14 protein-coding genes are annotated in these 15,518 nt (G+C 67.1%); 8 read left to right on the forward strand and 6 right to left on the reverse strand.

Annotated features, from left to right (window positions below; all coding sequences use genetic code 11):
* Window positions 1-32: 32 nt before the first annotated feature.
* Together KO481_RS16135 and KO481_RS16140 are read left to right on the forward strand one after the other, a co-directional pair.
* Window positions 33-1,478, forward strand: a complete 1,446-nt coding sequence (locus KO481_RS16135; RefSeq protein ID WP_215917979.1) for a sulfatase family protein — start codon at window positions 33-35, stop codon at window positions 1,476-1,478.
* An 89-nt stretch (window positions 1,479-1,567) separates the two neighbouring features.
* A complete protein-coding gene (locus KO481_RS16140; RefSeq protein WP_215917980.1) occupies window positions 1,568-2,233 on the forward strand; it encodes a DUF3159 domain-containing protein in 666 nt (221 codons plus the stop codon).
* A 51-nt stretch (window positions 2,234-2,284) separates the two neighbouring features.
* On the opposite strand, the gene cyaB is transcribed toward KO481_RS16140, so the two are convergent.
* On the reverse strand, window positions 2,285-2,851 hold the full coding sequence (gene cyaB, locus KO481_RS16145; protein ID WP_215917981.1) for a class IV adenylate cyclase: 567 nt from the start codon (window positions 2,849-2,851) through the stop codon (window positions 2,285-2,287).
* Between the two features lie 9 nt (window positions 2,852-2,860).
* A complete protein-coding gene (locus KO481_RS16150) occupies window positions 2,861-3,781 on the reverse strand; it encodes a hypothetical protein (RefSeq protein WP_215917982.1) in 921 nt (306 codons plus the stop codon).
* Window positions 3,782-4,260: 479 nt separating this feature from the next.
* Between KO481_RS16150 and KO481_RS16155 the strand changes: the two genes are divergently transcribed.
* From KO481_RS16155 to KO481_RS16175, 5 genes are all read left to right on the forward strand, one after another.
* Window positions 4,261-4,560 carry a hypothetical protein gene (locus KO481_RS16155; RefSeq protein ID WP_215917983.1) on the forward strand — a complete coding sequence of 100 codons (300 nt, stop codon included), beginning with the start codon at window positions 4,261-4,263 and terminating at the stop codon, window positions 4,558-4,560.
* Window positions 4,561-4,931: 371 nt separating this feature from the next.
* Window positions 4,932-5,489, forward strand: a complete 558-nt coding sequence (locus KO481_RS16160) for a hypothetical protein (protein WP_215917984.1) — start codon at window positions 4,932-4,934, stop codon at window positions 5,487-5,489.
* Window positions 5,490-5,514: 25 nt separating this feature from the next.
* Entirely contained in the window at window positions 5,515-5,946 is a 432-nt protein-coding gene (locus KO481_RS16165; RefSeq protein WP_281066118.1) for an NUDIX domain-containing protein, read from the forward strand.
* 191 nt (window positions 5,947-6,137) lie between these two features.
* Window positions 6,138-8,207, forward strand: a complete 2,070-nt coding sequence (locus tag KO481_RS16170) for a thioredoxin domain-containing protein (protein WP_215917986.1) — start codon at window positions 6,138-6,140, stop codon at window positions 8,205-8,207.
* 838 nt (window positions 8,208-9,045) lie between these two features.
* Window positions 9,046-9,651, forward strand: coding sequence for an LGFP repeat-containing protein (locus tag KO481_RS16175; protein WP_308166638.1), 606 nt, complete (start codon window positions 9,046-9,048; stop codon window positions 9,649-9,651).
* 202 nt (window positions 9,652-9,853) lie between these two features.
* On the opposite strand, the gene KO481_RS16180 is transcribed toward KO481_RS16175, so the two are convergent.
* Entirely contained in the window at window positions 9,854-11,386 is a 1,533-nt protein-coding gene (locus KO481_RS16180; RefSeq protein WP_215917987.1) for an adenylate/guanylate cyclase domain-containing protein, read from the reverse strand.
* A 121-nt stretch (window positions 11,387-11,507) separates the two neighbouring features.
* Window positions 11,508-12,209, reverse strand: a complete 702-nt coding sequence (gene trhA / locus KO481_RS16185) for a PAQR family membrane homeostasis protein TrhA (protein WP_215917988.1) — start codon at window positions 12,207-12,209, stop codon at window positions 11,508-11,510.
* Window positions 12,210-12,333: 124 nt separating this feature from the next.
* Between trhA and KO481_RS16190 the strand changes: the two genes are divergently transcribed.
* Complete coding sequence (locus tag KO481_RS16190; RefSeq protein ID WP_245401042.1) at window positions 12,334-13,122, forward strand: isoprenyl transferase; 789 nt, start codon at window positions 12,334-12,336, stop codon at window positions 13,120-13,122.
* Here the strand turns inward: KO481_RS16190 and KO481_RS16195 are convergent.
* Both KO481_RS16195 and KO481_RS16200 read right to left on the reverse strand, forming a co-directional pair.
* On the reverse strand, window positions 13,110-14,078 hold the full coding sequence (locus tag KO481_RS16195; protein ID WP_215917990.1) for an adenosine deaminase family protein: 969 nt from the start codon (window positions 14,076-14,078) through the stop codon (window positions 13,110-13,112). The two genes, KO481_RS16190 and KO481_RS16195, sit on opposite strands and share 13 nt — an antisense overlap.
* Window positions 14,078-15,502: an aldehyde dehydrogenase family protein gene (locus tag KO481_RS16200; protein WP_215917991.1), complete on the reverse strand. Its 1,425-nt coding sequence runs from the start codon at window positions 15,500-15,502 to the stop codon at window positions 14,078-14,080. Before KO481_RS16200 ends, KO481_RS16195 begins: the two co-directional genes overlap by 1 nt.
* Window positions 15,503-15,518 lie beyond the last annotated feature (16 nt).

Consider the following 15,518-nt stretch of genomic DNA (forward strand, 5'->3'; position numbering starts at 1 on the left):
ACCTGCTCATATCACAGAAAGGCGAGACCGCCATGACCGAACAGTCGATGAACGTGCTGGTCATCATGTCCGACCAGCACAACCCGAAAATCCTTGGCGCGGCCGGTAATCCGCTCATCCGGACACCGAACATGGATGCGCTGGCAGCGCGCGGCACGCGCTTCTCCTCCGCCTACTGCCCGAGCCCCATCTGTGTGCCGTCGCGCGCCTCGTTCGCTACCGGGCTGTACCCGCACCAGACTGGGTACTGGGACAACGCGATGGGCTACGACGGCGCGATCCCAGGCTGGGGGCACGAACTGCAAGCCGCCGGACGACGGGTCGAGTCGATCGGAAAACTGCACTACCGCAACGAATCCGACCCCACCGGGTTCGATGTCCAGCATCTGCCCATGCATCTCAAGGACGGAGTCGGGCAGGTGTGGGGCTCGGTGCGCGACCCGCTGCCACGCCGCGACAACGCGCCGCTGATGGTGTCGATCTCCGGTGGCGCGGAATCGGATTACACCCGATACGACGCCGCGGTCACCGAACGCACCTGCCAATGGCTGGCAGATCCGGCCAACCGCGACGAACCGTGGGTGCTATACACCGGCCTGCTCGCCCCGCACTTCCCGTATTTGGCCCCGCCGGAGTACTTCGAGATGTACGACCCGGACCAGATGCCCACGCCGACAATGCGTCCCGAGCACGGGCACGCCCGCCATCCGTGGGTGGAGACCTTCGCCGGAGTCCTCCCGGGCCTCGACAACACCAACTCCGAGGAGGAACGCCGCCGCGCAGCTGCCGCGTACTACGGACTGGTCACCTACCTCGACCACAACCTCGGCCGCATCCTCGGCGCGCTCGAGGCCAGCGGCCAGGCCGACAACACGCTCGTTGTCTACACCAGCGACCACGGCGACATGGTCGGCAGTCGCGGCCTCTGGGGCAAATCCCTGATGTACACCGAATCCTCCGGTGTCCCATTGATCATGGCCGGTCCGGGCGTGCCCGCCGGAGCCGTGTGCGACACCCCGGCGAGCCTGGTCGACCTGTACCCGACCATCCTCGACGGCGCCGGTGTGACTCCGGCCGGGGAACCGCGTCCGGGCGTCTCGCTGCGCGAACTCGCCACGACCGGCCTCGACCCGCAGCGGGTCGTGTTCAGTGAATATCACGCCATGGGCGCGCCCAGTGCGGCGTTCCTGATCCGCAGGGGCGACTTCGTCCTGCACCACTACGTCGGCTTCGCCCCCGAGTTGTACAACGTCACCGCCGATCCTGACCAGGTCCAGGACCTGGCCGCCGATCAGGACCACGCCGAGGTGCTCACCGAGCTGACCGCTGAGCTCATCGGCCTGCTGGACCCGGAGACGACCGACGCCGTGGACAAGCGAGCCAAGGCCGACCAAGCAGCACTGGTCGACCGATTCGGCGGACCCGAAGCCGCCGCGAAGCTCGGCACTCCCGGAGAGACGCCGCCTCCGGCGGTCTGACCGTTCGACCCCGCGTCCACACGGCCGCGTCCGGTGCGCCGGCGTGGTGTGTGGACGGCATATTCAGGATCACCAAAGGCGTTGAACCCATGAACAATTCATCGCAACCAGATCTACCGGCCGATGTTCCGGCGTCCGGCTTCGCCGAGTTGCGTGCGAAGATCCGCGACCTGGGCGGCGTACGCCATCTCATCGACGGAGCCACGCCCATCCTCGGCTACATCCTCGGCTTCACCCTGAGCGGCATCGTCGCCGGCATCCTGGTCGCCGTCCTGACCGCGCTGGTCCTCGCCGGGCTCCGGCTGTGCCACGGCGACCGCCCCAATGTCGTCGCCGTCTCGACCACCCTCGTCCTGATCTTCTCCGCAATGGCCGCGATCACCGGTCACGGCCGGGACTTCTTCCTACCTCCGCTGATCCTCTATGCGGCCCTGTCCGTGGCCTTCGGTCTCAGCCTCGCTACTGCCACCCCGCTGACTCTGCCGATCTGCCGCAGGATCCGATTCGAACCCGCTGACACCACCGACCCGGCCGCCCGGGTACGGCTACACCGCCGGGTCACCGCCGCGTGGGCAGCGTTCTGCGCGCTGCATGTATTGGTCATGGGACCGGCGTATCTCGCAGGAAACGTCGTCCTACTGGGCACCCTCGCCCTGATCCTCAACAAACCAGCACTGCTCGCCGCCATCGCCTGCACCTGGGTATGGCTACGCCGCACAGCTCGGACGCCGTCGTCGAACATTGATTCGTACTGAGGACCACAAAATGCAAAAATCCCGTGGGGCTCGTCGGACAGCGTAGATGGCTCAGTTGGTGGCGGCCATGACGAGATCTCGGTATGGGAGACTCACGACCGCGTGGTCGGCGATTCCGAGTTCGGTTTCGACTTCTTCGAGGTGAACGGTGGCCGCGTCTGGATCGACGGCGGTGACCTCGGTCTCGACGAAGGTTCCGGTGTGGGTGACGGAATCGATGCTGACGATGATGTTCTCGTGCTCGGGGTGGCGGTAGGTGGTGCGGTCCTTCTCGACACGGATGAGCTGGATCATGCCGATTGCCTCGAGGAGTTGGCTGGCGGCGTCGGCCTGATCGGGGCCGCTGAGGTTGACGTTGGTTTCGCGTTTGGCGATCACATCAGCGTCGCTGTGTGTGGCGGAGGTGGACGGCGGCTTGTAGGTGACCTCGGCGAACCCGTCTCTGCGTCGGATGCGAAGGCATTCAATGGTTTTCATGTAGTCGACATCGGGCCGGCTGTAGTAGGTGTCGACCTCGGTCAGGTGTTCGGCCTCCTGATAGCCGAGTTCGGCGAGTCGCTGGCGCAGCGGGTTGGGGTCGTGGAGTTCGCGTTTGCGCTCGACCTCGATCAGGTGCATGGGTTCGGATCATCCTCTCGTGTGTATGGAGGTATGCGGGCGAGGTTGAGCTTGGAGCAATGATGGCGCATCGTGCGGAGCGCCTGCTGAAGTGCCTCGGCATCGGTGAGCGGACTCGATGATGTCGGGACTTCCGCTGGAAACGATTGTGCCGTCAGCGGCGCGCAGGTTCCAGCCGTAGGGAGGGGCAGGTTTCCGGTCGACCTTGTAACCGACCGGAATGCGAGTATTCAAGGTGCACAACCGCTCTCGGATCGACTCCGGCTCATCACGGTAATCGGGACGGGCGTTTGTGCGTGGTTCGGCAAGTGCCTCTAGAACGTCGATCAGGGTTTGCGCATCGGGGCCGACGACAGCATGATGATCGTTGTTGGCGATGGGGAACGGTAGCCCGCGCGCGGCGGCCCGCTCACGCGGACTGGCAGTTGGAGGGATGACCTTGCCTGCCTTGACCAGGCATCCGAGCGCACTGGCCTTCCGGGGACACAATGCAGCGCGACATGCTCTGTGTTGCTGCATGATTCGATGCGATTCCGGCACGGTTAAAGCGCGGTCGGGGCGAGCGTGGGCAGGGTCGTTCGTTCCATCCGACGCGGCGGCCCAGGGGGTAGGCGGGCAGGCCGTTTCCAGGTTGCATGCATCGCAGACGCGCGCCGAGGTGTTGTCCACGGTTTCCGGGTCGTAGATGACGATTGCGGCGGCGTGCACCGCGAATGCGATGCTGAGCGCGTACCCGATCGGGTCGGGATGATCATCAGGCGGCCTGACCGTGTACAAGTAGCGATAGCCGAGTTGTTCCGCATGACGGCGGATATCGATTGCGCGCTGCGGGGCTGTCAGTCCGGACTTATCGGTGCGTACCAAGCCGACGGCCTTTGGTTTCATGTCGTCGTACTCCGTCACGGTGCTGGTCCGGTGCGGAATGTGCATAGCGGAACCCCCTGGATGCTGTCGGATGTCAGGAGGTACGGGTCGGTATTACAGACAGCCGGACTACGAAACCTCCTGCATTGATCACAGCAGTGGTTTCGGCGAAGTCACGTGACAATCTGTCACGCCGAGCTTGTGCTCAGCGACCCCCGCGGAAGGATGCCCAGGCGTCGTTGATGATCGTGTCGATGTCTGAGGAGGTTGGTGACCAGCCCAATTCATGGTGGACGGGTCCGGGCTGTGTCCCGGTGTCGGTGATGAAGTACTCCGACGGCTCAGTGTGGGGTATCGAGAACTGCGGTGGGCTCGAACAGCGCGTCTTGCTCGGCCACGCCTGATAATTTACCCGAGAGACAACCCGTGTATCCATGAGCGTGCGGATACACGGGCTCGGGTAGGATAGTGGAATACGGTGAATCATTCCCCTGAGACGGTCGAAGGAATAAACGTTGATTACCAAGATTTAGATCATCGCTGAAGTGAGTGATGCCGACTCCAACAGTCGTTTCCTTCGGCTGACGGAGGATGTTCCAGCGCCGCCCACGCTGGCCAACCTCACCCGCAAGTATGGCGTCAGCGGTAGCGATGACATGGAAATAGAATTGTTCGATGGCTTCGGCATGAAGCAGCGGGTTTCTCTCGCGCCTTTCGCGGAGTTGGACCCTGACACATACATCAAAATAATGTTCCTCAGCGCGCCCGCCGAGCGGGAATTCCCCGAACTTGAGCCTGGCGCAGTCCTGCTCAAGGAGTATTTGGTCGCTGGTCCGGACGAGTAAACCGCGCGGCATGCTGTCGGCGTCAGTGGCGGTTCGGCTCTCCCATCCTGGTTCTGCACCGGGGTGTCCCGCCCGGGAGCGCAGCGGTAGGGCGGGCGCACCGGGCGGCGCGCGCAGCGCGCCGCTCTTGATTCTGTAGAGAGAAATTGGGCAAGTCATTTTTTGGGGCTACCGTTTCTCTTTTTCTTCTTCTCTTTCGGGGGATACAATCTTCCTGTCTGCTACATGAGTCATCGAGACTGTGGCGCCGCAGCTTTCGCGAGATTGACTGGTGATACCGCGTCGCGAAACTACTCGGCGAAACCGAAGAGTCGCTGTGGCCCACCGCACGGCCGGACATTCAAGCCGGGGCGCCGGCCACGGCGGAGGTCTTGGGAGCTTTTGCACATCGGTCGGAGATACCTAACGATCTGTGGGTTTCATTGGTGCACAAGGCAACCGAACGCATCGACATCATGGGCTACGCATACCCGTTCGTGTTCGAGTTGCTGCCCAACGCCTCGGAGATGATCGCGGCCAAGTGCCGCGCCGGGTGTGCAGTACGACTAGGGTTCGCCGATCCGGACTGCGATCACGTCACGGAACGAGACACACTGGAACAAATGGGTGGAACCCTGCCAGGGCGGATACGCAACGCGTTGTCGATGCTGGGTCCGCTGGCCGACACCCCAGGATGCGTGATCGGCCTCCACGCCACGCACTTGTACAACTCGGTGTTCAGGTTCGATGATCAGATGATCGTCACCCCGTACTTGTTCCGCGCCCGGGGATACCAGCACACAGCGTTGCACCTGCGAAAAGTGTCCCCATACGGGATATTCGAATCGTTTGCAGACCAGTTCGAGCAGATATGGGGAACGGTCACCTCGTACGAGAGCTCGAAGGGGTCTACCTCGAGACAAGGAACTGCTGATGAGCTCTCGGCGTGACTACTACAGAGATCCGGCAGCACCGATGCCCAACTCGCTCAAGCCGGGAGCCTCGGCGCTGGTTGTCGACGATTCCGGCCGCGTGCTCATGCAACGGCGTGGCGATTCGGGGAACTGGTCGTTGCCCGGCGGAATCATGGAAGTCGGAGAAACTCTCGAAGAGTGTGCTGTCCGCGAGACGAAAGAGGAAACCGGGCTCGATATCGAGATAACCGGACTGCTCGGCATCTACACCGATCCGGAACATGTCATCGAATATTCCGATGGAGAGGTCCGGCAAGAGTTCGCGATCGTCTACTACGGCCGGGCGACGGGCGGAACGATTGAGGTATCACACGAATCCACATCGGTGAGGTTTCTGAGCTCGGCGGAACTCGAATCCGTCCCAGTGCATCCGACCGTGAGGCTCCGGCTACGACACCACGCCGAATACCACGGCACTCCGTACCTTGGGTAAGGAGCCACTGCCTCGCCTCGATCCGCGGCGGTTCCCAGTACAGGTCGGCAGCCAGTGCGGTGAGAACGTGGCGATTCTGGTTGAGCGCCCGCCGCGCGAGTAGCGTGCACGATGCACACAATTGCCGTCAGTGCTGAAGGCGCCCGGGTGCGTATCGGCTTCGTGCCGATCGGGTGTGGGAGGCTGGGGGCATGAACCGCCTCAGCAGCGCGACATCGCCTTATCTGCGCCAGCACGCCGACAACCCGGTCGACTGGCGTGAGTGGGATGCCGAGGCGCTGGCGGAGGCGGCGGCGCGGGACGTGCCGATCCTGCTGTCGGTGGGATATGCGAGTTGCCATTGGTGTCACGTGATGGCACACGAGTCCTTCGAGGACGAGGCGGTCGCGGCGGTGATGAACGCCGATTTCGTGTGCGTGAAGGTGGATCGGGAGGAGCGGCCCGATATCGACGCGATCTATATGTCGGCGACGGTCGCGATGACGGGGCAGGGCGGGTGGCCGATGACCTGTTTCCTCACTCCCGCGGGCGAGCCGTTCTACTGCGGTACCTATTATCCGCGGACGCCGCGAGGTGGGATGCCCTCGTTCACGCAGCTGCTTGCCGCCGTGGCCGATACCTGGCGCACGCGTCGCGCCGATGTGGATCAGGCGGCGGAGCAGGTGGCAGCGGCGCTGCGGGAGCAGTACGCCGGTCTGCCGGACAGCGGGCAGGCGGTGGGGCCGGATCTGCTCGACCACGCGGTCGCCGTGGTGCTGCGCGATGTGGATCCCCGGCATGCGGGATTCGGTGGGGCGCCGAAGTTTCCGCCGTCGGCGCTGTTGGAGGGGCTGCTGCGGCACGTCGAGCGCACGGGGGACGACGTCGCGCGGCAGGCGGTCGTGGACACGGCGGTCGCGATGGCCCGCGGGGGCATCTACGACCAGCTGCGGGGCGGATTCGCCCGCTATTCGGTCGATGCGGGTTGGGTGGTACCGCATTTCGAGAAGATGCTGTACGACAACGCCCAATTGCTGCGCGTCTATGCGCATCTGGCGCGCAGCGGATCCGATGACGCCACCGCCGAGCCTCTTCCGCTGCGCGTAATGGCGGAGACCGCCCAGTTCATCATCGACGACCTGGGTACCGCAGAGGGCGGCTTCGCCTCGGCGCTGGACGCGGACACGCACATCGATCCGGACGGCCCCGGCGTCGAGGGCGCGACCTACGTCTGGACGCCGGAGCAGTTCACCGAGGTCCTCGGTCCGGACGACGGCGCCTGGGCAGCAACGGTTTTCGGGGTGACCGCCGAGGGCAACTTCGAACACGGCGCCTCGGTGCTCACGCTGCCGGGCGCCGGCCTGTCCGGTCCGCCCGAACCCGAACGCTTCGAGCGGGTGCGGAATTTGTTGCGGCAGGCCAGGGCCGAGCGCCCACAGCCCGCGCGCGACGACAAGGTGGTCACCGCCTGGAACGGCATGGCGATTACCGCCCTGGCCGAGGCCGGTGCCGCACACGGCCGCGCCGAGTGGGTCGCCGCGGCGGCTCGGTGCGCACGAATGCTGTTGTCGCAGCACGTAATCGATGGTCGCCTGCGTCGCGCCTCACTCGGCGGTGTCGCCGGCGCGGCCCCCGGCGTGCTCGAGGATTACGCTTGGCTGAGCACCGGCCTGCTGGCCCTGCATCAGGCGACCGGCGACCTCGACTGGCTCGAACACGCCCAGCGCCTGCTGGACATCGCGATCACCCATTTCGACGACCCGGCCGCGCCGGGCAGCTGGTTCGACACCGCCGCCGATGCCGAATCGCTGATCTCGCGACCGCGCGACCCGCTCGATGGCGCCACCCCGTCCGGCGCGTCCGCCTTCGCCGAGGCCCTGCTGACGGCCTCCGCGCTGAGCCGCCCGGACCCCGCGATCCGCTACCGCGAACTGGCCGACGCCACCCTGTCCCGCAGCGCGGTCGTGCTGGCCCGCGCACCCCGCTCGGGCGGTCACTGGCTCACCGTCGCCGAAGCGGCCGCGGCGGGACCGTTGCAGATCGCGGTCTCCCTGCCCGAGGATTCCGTGACAGACGAATTGGTCACCGCCGCACGCAGATATGCCCCCGGCGGCGCGGTAGTCGTTGCGGGCCCGCCGAATTCGGCTCCGCTGCTGGCCGATCGTCCGCCCGTGCGCGGCGTCGCGGCCGCCTACGTCTGCCGCGGCTCGGTCTGCGACCTTCCGGTCACCCACGCAACCGATCTGCACGCCGCCCTCGGAATCAGCGCCACCCGCGACTAATGACCCGCTGGAAGTAGCGCCGCCCGCGGTTGGTGACTTGCTGGAGGTAGCGCCGCCCCGCGGTTGGTGACTCGCGGCAGGCAGCGCCGCCCGGCGGCTGGTGAGTTGCTGGAGGTAGCGCCGCACGCGGCTGGTGGCTCGCTGGAAGCAGCACCACTCCTAGCGGGTGACGCGCTTGCGGAAATGCTCGACGCGCACCACGTTCGACGCGCCTGTGTAATTGGTAGCGCGCAGCCAAGCCCGCGTCGGCCGGTACCGGCAGGGCTGCAGCCGCGAAACCGCATCGGCGGGTCCATCCGCCGAGCGCGGGAAGTTCCGGCCGCTCGAGAAGGTGGGTGAGGCGCAACCGCCGGCCCTCCGCACTGGATCCCGCTGGTTGGGAGTCTCGCAGCCCGATTCCACTGGCGCGGTCGAAGGGACCGGACGGCGCCGAGGAGCCGCCGTACAGCCGCGCGTCGCATTACTGACCGCGGCGTCGGATGTGATCCTCGGGCCGAGGAGGAACGACCGCGACCCGTGGCCGTGCGGGCAGGCGTGTCCTGCCGGTGGTGAGCAGCGGTGGATCCGAAGTACCGGGCAGTTCCGGCTGGCGTCCATGAGACAAAGAGAGCGGTAACGAACGACGGTCGACCGGCGAACGCCCGCCCGCATCGCCGAAATATTGCCCGCTCACCCACGGTTCTCGAGAACTCCCTGGCAGCGGCAGTTAATAGCGAAACCGTATGGCCGAGGCCCCGCTAGGCTGGCGGGGCTTGCCTACCGCGACAGCTCCCGGGACTATGGCCTGGGCGGCGGTGTCCGCCAGGCCTTCGATCAGCCGCTTATCCAGGGAGTTCACGTGAGGTTGCCAAGTCGTTGGAACCGTGTTTCCGCCCGGTCCGGGCGTGGCGCACTGGCGCTCGCCGCCGGTGTCGCCGTGGTGGCGTTGACCACCGTGAGCGGCGCGGGACCGGCCGCGGCCGAGCACATCGGCGCCTTCGACGTCGGCGGCGCGATCGACAAGGCCTACGTCCGCGGCGGCGGCCAGGCCTTCTTCGGCAACCCGACCACTCCCGAGTCGGCGGCTCAGGGCGGCAAGTTCCAGGTGTTCGAGCGCGGCTGCTCGATCTACTGGTCCGTCGGCACCGACGCGCACGACGTCTGCGGCCTGATTCGCGACAAGTACGCATCGCTGGGCTGGGAGAAGAGCCCGCTGGGCTTCCCGGTGTCGGACGAATCCCCGGCCGGTACCGACGGCCAGGGCCGCTACAACCTGTTCCCGGGCGGGGTCATCTACTGGTCCCAGGAGACCGGCGCGCACGCGGTGTGGGGCAACATCGCGGGCGTCTGGCAGGGCAACGGCGCGGAGAAGGGCCACTACGGCTACCCGACCAGCGACGAATACGACTATGAGAACGGCAAGGCCCAGGACTTCCAGGGCGGCAGCATCACCTGGCACCCGTGATACGTCGACCCGGTGTGCGCTGGCCGGGGCAGACCTTGATCCGTCTGCGCGTCAGTGGATTCCGGTCGGCAGCACGCTGGTGTGACGGCGATCTGGTCCAGTCCTGAGAGGCGCAGGACGGGCTGACCGGGCGCCGGATCGGCATGTGCGTCAGTGCATCCGGCCATTGTGCCGGAACGACAGCCCGGCGCCGACTCGCGCATCAGGTCCGTGAGGTGACCTCGGAGGTCGAATCGGGCTGCCCGGCAGGGACTTCCGAGACCGGCGCGATATCGGTCCAGCAGTCCGTAGGATCCGTGCGCCCGCGCAGCGCGATCGTCTCGTAGTGCTCCCAGCCGGTGCTCTCGTTGCCCGAGGCCGCCTCGATCACCGCCTGGCTCACCAGGATTCGCCGCGACACGTGCTTGGCCTCGGTGGTCAGCCGGGACGCCTCGTTGACCGCGTCGCCGATCACGGTGAACTCCAGCCGGGTGTCGGTGCCGACGTCCCCGGCGAAGACCGAGCCCCGCGCGACCCCGATGCCGATATCGAGTTCACCGCCCGCGGCCACCTCGTCGCGGATGCGGCGGGCCGCGCGCAGGGCGGGAGTCGCGTTGTCGCGCAGGGCGATCGGCGCACCGAAGATGCACAGCGCGGCATCGCCCTCGAACTTGTTCACCAGCCCGCCGTTGTCCTCCGTCGCCGACACCACGATCGACAGCAGCCGGTTCAGCTTGGCCACGAACTCGCGCGGCGCCAGGCCCATGGACATTCCCACCGACCCGATGACGTCGACGAACAGCGCCGTCACCACCCGCACATCGCCGGTCAGATCCACCCCACCCGCCAGCGCCCGTTCGGCCACCTCGGCACCTACGTGGCGGCCGAACACCTCGCGCATCCGCTCGCGCTCGGACAGGTTCTCCGCCAGCTCGTTCACCGAATGCTCGAGCCGCCCGATCTCACTCGCGCTGCCGACCGGTACCCGCACCGCGAGGTCGCCATGCGCGATGCGGTCCAGGGCGCGGCGCAGCACCAGCAGCGGCGCGGCGACCGCGCGGGCCAGCGCGGCGGTGGCGATGGCGCCGACGCCCAGGCCCACCAGCGACATGTACACCGCGGTCCAGATCCGGTCGTCGGCGTGGGCGACCGGATCGGCGAGCACCGTGATCAGCATCAACAGCGGCATCGCCCCGGACACGATCCACGACACCACGACCCGGTTGAGCACCGTGGAACTCCAGTGCATGGTGCCGCCGAGCACCGAGGCGACGGTCGGTATCGCCGGGCGCACCAGCCGATCCACGATGAGCAGGGTGAATCCGGCCGATTCGAAGGCACCCAGCGCGAACATCGCCGCGACCACCGCGATCGCCCGCGACGGCACGACGTTCGCGAAGATCACCGTGGCGATGACGACGCCGGGCAGCCAGATGGCCAGCGCTCGCAGCGTGATCGCCAACGGCAGGTTCAGCAGCCGCCGCGCCTCCGCCTCGGTGGGTTTGCGTCCGGCATCGAGCCAGCCGAAGTAATGCGACCGGTCGCGCACGGCCAGCCAGATGCCGGCCACCGCCCCGATCGTTGGATAGATCGCGGTGCGTCCCATCGCGGTGATCCACTCCGGTCCGAGCCGGCCCAGAAAGCCGCTGAGCCACAGCTCGGTGACGATGACCGCGAGCCCGCCGAGGTTGGAGACCATCACGATGAGCGACAGTCCCCACCGGACCCGAAGCGCCCAGAGGATCAGCCGGTTCATCGCGGCGTCGGCAGGCGAGGGCCGCGCATGCCGGGGCGGATCGGTTCGAAGAGCACGAACGAGCAGCATAGAACGTGGGCCGCGGGCTTCTGCCGTTTCGCGGTGATCGTTTCCGCCAGGATTACCGGACAACCACCAGCCACACCGCGAGGTAATGGCACAGCGCCGCGAGAACCGTTGCGGCGTGGAAGAATTCGTGATGTCCGAAGACCGCGGGCCAGGGATTGGGCCATTTGGTGGCGTAGAGGATCGCGCCGCCGCTGTAGGCCAGCCCGCCGATGAGCAACAGCACCATCGGGGCCACGCCGACGTTGTGCGTCATCGCCGCCGCGACCGGCACGATCGCCCAGCCCAGCACCAGATAGAGCGGGACGCCGACCCAGCGCGGGGCGCGCGGCCACAGCAGCTTCAGCGCGACCCCGGCCAGCGCCCCGGCCCACACCACGATCAGCAGCGTCGTCCCGGTGTGGCGCGGCAGCCCCAGCAGCGCGAACGGCGTGTAGGTGCCGGCGATGAACAGGAAGATCATCGAGTGATCCGCCCGCTTCATATGGGTGCGGGCCCGCACGCTCGGCCACGTCACCCGGTGATAGGTGGCGCTGACGCCGAAGACGCCGCAGACGGTCAGGCCGTAGACGAGCGTCGACCAGCCCGCGGTCGCGGACACCCGGGCGGCGACCGCGACCAGCACGACGACCGCGATCGCGGAGACGCCGACGGCCCAGGTGTGTATCCAGCCGCGCATCCGGGGCTTGAGCGGGACGCTCGCCGCCTGTTCCAGAGCCGCCGGTACGGCGTCGGTGGGCATGACCGAGTCGGACATAAGTTACCTCCTGAGTAACCTACGGTACCGTAGGTTAGGGCTGTGGTTACTGTACCGGTGCCGACACCTCCGCGCCGGGTGGCCACAGAGCGAATACCCACCCCGCACCGCCCGGGGCGTAGGGTTGGCAGCCGTGAGGCTTGCAAGTCAGGTGCGTGAGCTGCCGTACCGCATCTACGAGGCGCGGCTGTCCAGACAACTCGCGGGCAGGCAGCATCCGCGCCACGTCGCGGTCGTCTGCGACGGGAACCGCCGATGGGCCCGGGAGAACGGCTTCACCGATGTCAGCCACGGGCACCGGGTCGGCGCGCTGAAGATCGCCGAGCTGGTCGGCTGGTGCGAGGCCGTGGACATCGAGATGGTGACGGTCTACCTGCTGTCCACGGAGAACCTCAACCGCGATCCCGAGGAGCTCGAGACGCTGTTCGAGGTGATCACGGACGTCGTGGAGGAGCTCTCGGCGCCCGACAAGAACTGGGGCGTGCGAATTGTCGGCTCCCTCGATGGCCTGCCCGAGGACGTCGCGCGCCGCCTGCGCAAGGCCGCCGACGAGAGCCACGGCCGCGGGGGCGTGCACGTGAACGTCGCCATCGGTTACGGCGGTCGTCAGGAGATCGCCGACGCGGTGCGCTCGCTGGTCCGGCAGGAGATCGTGGCGGGGGAGACGGGCGAGGATCTGGTCCAGTCGATCACCGTCAATGCCATCGGCCAGCATCTCTACACCTCGGGACAGCCGGATCCGGATCTGGTCATCCGCACGTCCGGTGAGCAGCGGTTGTCCGGATTCCTGCTCTGGCAGAGCGCGTATTCGGAGATCTGGTTCACCGAGGCGTACTGGCCCGAATTCCGCCGGGTCGACTTCCTGCGCGCGCTGCGCGACTACGCCGCCCGGCATCGGCGTTACGGGGCCTGAGGCATATCTGCGAGAGCGGCCGAGCGCACCTGGGCCGGGCACAGTGCGTAGTCCCATGCCGCGGCGCTCAGACGCACGATTTCATCGTCGGACAGGTCCCATGCCAGGGCGCATCGCCGCAACTCCTCGACGAGGTCGTACCCCAGGAAGTACGGAATATCGGTGCTGAGCGAGACCGGTATTCCGGCTCGAAACAGTTGTGGCAGAGGGTGTTCCGGTAAGGACGGGACCAGTCCGAGCAGCACGTTCGAACTCGGCGCCAGATCCAGGCAGATACCCATCGCCTTGATCCGGGCGAGGGTGAGGGCATCGTCGGCTGCCGCGAGTCCATGGCTGATGCGTCTGGGGCAGAGGTGGTCGATCCCCTCATCGACCCAGGATCGTTCCCGGCCCTCGCCCGCATGCGGGACCGCGGGGATCCCGGCCTCGGCGGCCGCGGCGAAGAGATCCTCGAAGCCTGCGGCGGGATGTCCCGCCTCGTCGCCGGCGAGCCCGAGCGCGACCACGCCGCGCCCGTGCCAGCGCTTCGCGAGCTTCAGGGACTGCCATGCCGCTGTCCTGGACAGCCCCCGATTAATCCCCAGCACGATCCCGGCGGCGTCCGGGCCGCCGCCGCTGCGCAGCCCGTCGACCACGGTCTCCACCAGCGCGTCCGCACTGCCCAACCGGTCGCCGTAGGTGGCCGGAATGAAGTACACCTCCGTCCACCGGACCCCGATCGCGCACTGCCGTTCGGCGAGATCCTTCGCCACCGCATGCAGATCCGTGAGGCTGCCGATCAGATCACGCACCCGCTCGTAGTCGCGCACGAAGGTGGCCTGGTCCGGGAATGGCCCCCGTGGTGGTTCCGGAAGCTGGTATCTGGCGGCGAAATCATTTGCGAGGTCGCGTGAAATGGCGCTCTCGAGGTGAATGTGCAACTCGGCCTTGGGGAGTGCGACGAGGTCGACCGCCATTACGCGTGGCCCATGTACACGCTCTTGGGCCAGGTGTAGAAATCGACTGCGCGAGCGCCCTGTTCGCGGAAGGTATTCGTCGAGGATTCCCCGATGCCGCCGAACGGTACGTTCAGATCCAGTCCGGTGGTCGGCCGATTGACCTTCACCACACCGGCCCGGGCGCGGGCTGCGAAATCGTGAGCGGCGCTCAGACTTTCGGTGCAGATGCCCGCCGTGAGCCCGTACGGCGAGTCGTTGACCTTCGTCAGGCCGTCCTCGTAATCCTCGGCGTCCACGACCGCGACGATCGGCCCAAAGATTTCCTCGCGCGCAATCCTGCTGTCGTGCACGGCATTCGACACCACCACGGGTGCGAAGAACTGGCTCGGCAGTTCGGTCCCGCACCCGATGTCGAAGCCCGCCGCACCGGCTTCGGCGACGGCGGCCCGATCCTGTTCGAGCTGCGCTGCCGAGACCACGGGGCCGATCGTCGTATCCGGGTCGAGCCCGTTGCCGACCCGCTGCGCGCCCGCCTGCTCGCGCAGAGCCTTGACGAAGGCATCCCGCACGCCGGGCGTCACATACACCCGCGAGGTCGCGGTGCACGCCTGGCCGGTCAGGCCGAATCCGCCCGCCGCCACGATCGCCGCGGCCCGCTCGGGATCGGCGTCGTCCAGGATGAGGTAGGCGTTCTTCCCACCCATTTCGAGCTGGACCCGCGCGTGCCGGTCGTTCACGGCGGCGCGGATGCGATTGCCGACGGCGGTCGACCCGGTGAACGAGACGGCCGCGACGTCCGGGTGCCGGACCAGCGCGTCGCCGACGATCCGGCCGGATCCGTGCACGACATTCAGCACACCCGGCGGCAGGCCCGCATCCAGCAGGGCCTGGGTCAGGTGGTACACCGACACCGGAGTCAGTTCCGCGGGCTTGAGCACCACGGCATTGCCGGAGATGAGTGCGGGCGCCATCTTCCAGGCGGGGATGGCGATCGGAAAATTCCACGGGGTGATCAACCCGACGACGCCCAGCGGTTCGGCCCGGGTATACACCGTCGTGCTGGGGAAGGCGCTGGGCAGGACCTCGCCGGTCGCGCGCCAGCCGCCGGCGCCGAAGAAACGGAGCACATCGATGGCGCGGCGGACCTCTCCGCGCGCCTCGGCCAGCGTCTTGCCCTCCTCCCGGGTCAGGTCGGTCGCGACGGCCTCGTGCCGCTGCCGCAGCAGATCCGCGGCATCGAGCAGCACCGCGCCGCGGGCGACCGGAGTCATTGCAGCCCAGCGCATTTGCGCGTGGGCCGCGGATTCGACGGCGGCCGTGACATCAGTGACGGACGATGCCGGGGTGCGGGCGACGACGTCGGAGGGATCGGCGGGGTTGCGCCGCTCGATGTCGGGGTCGCCGACCCGCTCACCGCCGATGAGGTTCTGGATCGTGGTCATGGTGATTCTCCCTGGG

Source organism: Nocardia albiluteola, assembly GCF_018860155.1.
GTDB lineage: Bacteria > Actinomycetota > Actinomycetes > Mycobacteriales > Mycobacteriaceae > Nocardia > Nocardia albiluteola.

What these genes read in the sequence shown, in the direction of transcription:
- KO481_RS16135 (WP_215917979.1), top strand. Translation starts at nt 33, where the DNA reads ATGACCGAACAGTCGATGAACGTGCTGGTCATCATGTCCGACCAGCAC.
- KO481_RS16180 (WP_215917987.1), bottom strand. Translation starts at nt 11,386, where the DNA reads ATGAACCGGCTGATCCTCTGGGCGCTTCGGGTCCGGTGGGGACTGTCG.
- KO481_RS16150 (WP_215917982.1), bottom strand. Translation starts at nt 3,781, where the DNA reads ATGCACATTCCGCACCGGACCAGCACCGTGACGGAGTACGACGACATG.
- trhA (WP_215917988.1), bottom strand. Translation starts at nt 12,209, where the DNA reads ATGTCCGACTCGGTCATGCCCACCGACGCCGTACCGGCGGCTCTGGAA.
- KO481_RS16170 (WP_215917986.1), top strand. Translation starts at nt 6,138, where the DNA reads ATGAACCGCCTCAGCAGCGCGACATCGCCTTATCTGCGCCAGCACGCC.
- KO481_RS16195 (WP_215917990.1), bottom strand. Translation starts at nt 14,078, where the DNA reads ATGGCGGTCGACCTCGTCGCACTCCCCAAGGCCGAGTTGCACATTCAC.
- KO481_RS16200 (WP_215917991.1), bottom strand. Translation starts at nt 15,502, where the DNA reads ATGACCACGATCCAGAACCTCATCGGCGGTGAGCGGGTCGGCGACCCC.
- KO481_RS16165 (WP_281066118.1), top strand. Translation starts at nt 5,515, where the DNA reads ATGCCCAACTCGCTCAAGCCGGGAGCCTCGGCGCTGGTTGTCGACGAT.
- KO481_RS16140 (WP_215917980.1), top strand. Translation starts at nt 1,568, where the DNA reads ATGAACAATTCATCGCAACCAGATCTACCGGCCGATGTTCCGGCGTCC.
- cyaB (WP_215917981.1), bottom strand. Translation starts at nt 2,851, where the DNA reads ATGCACCTGATCGAGGTCGAGCGCAAACGCGAACTCCACGACCCCAAC.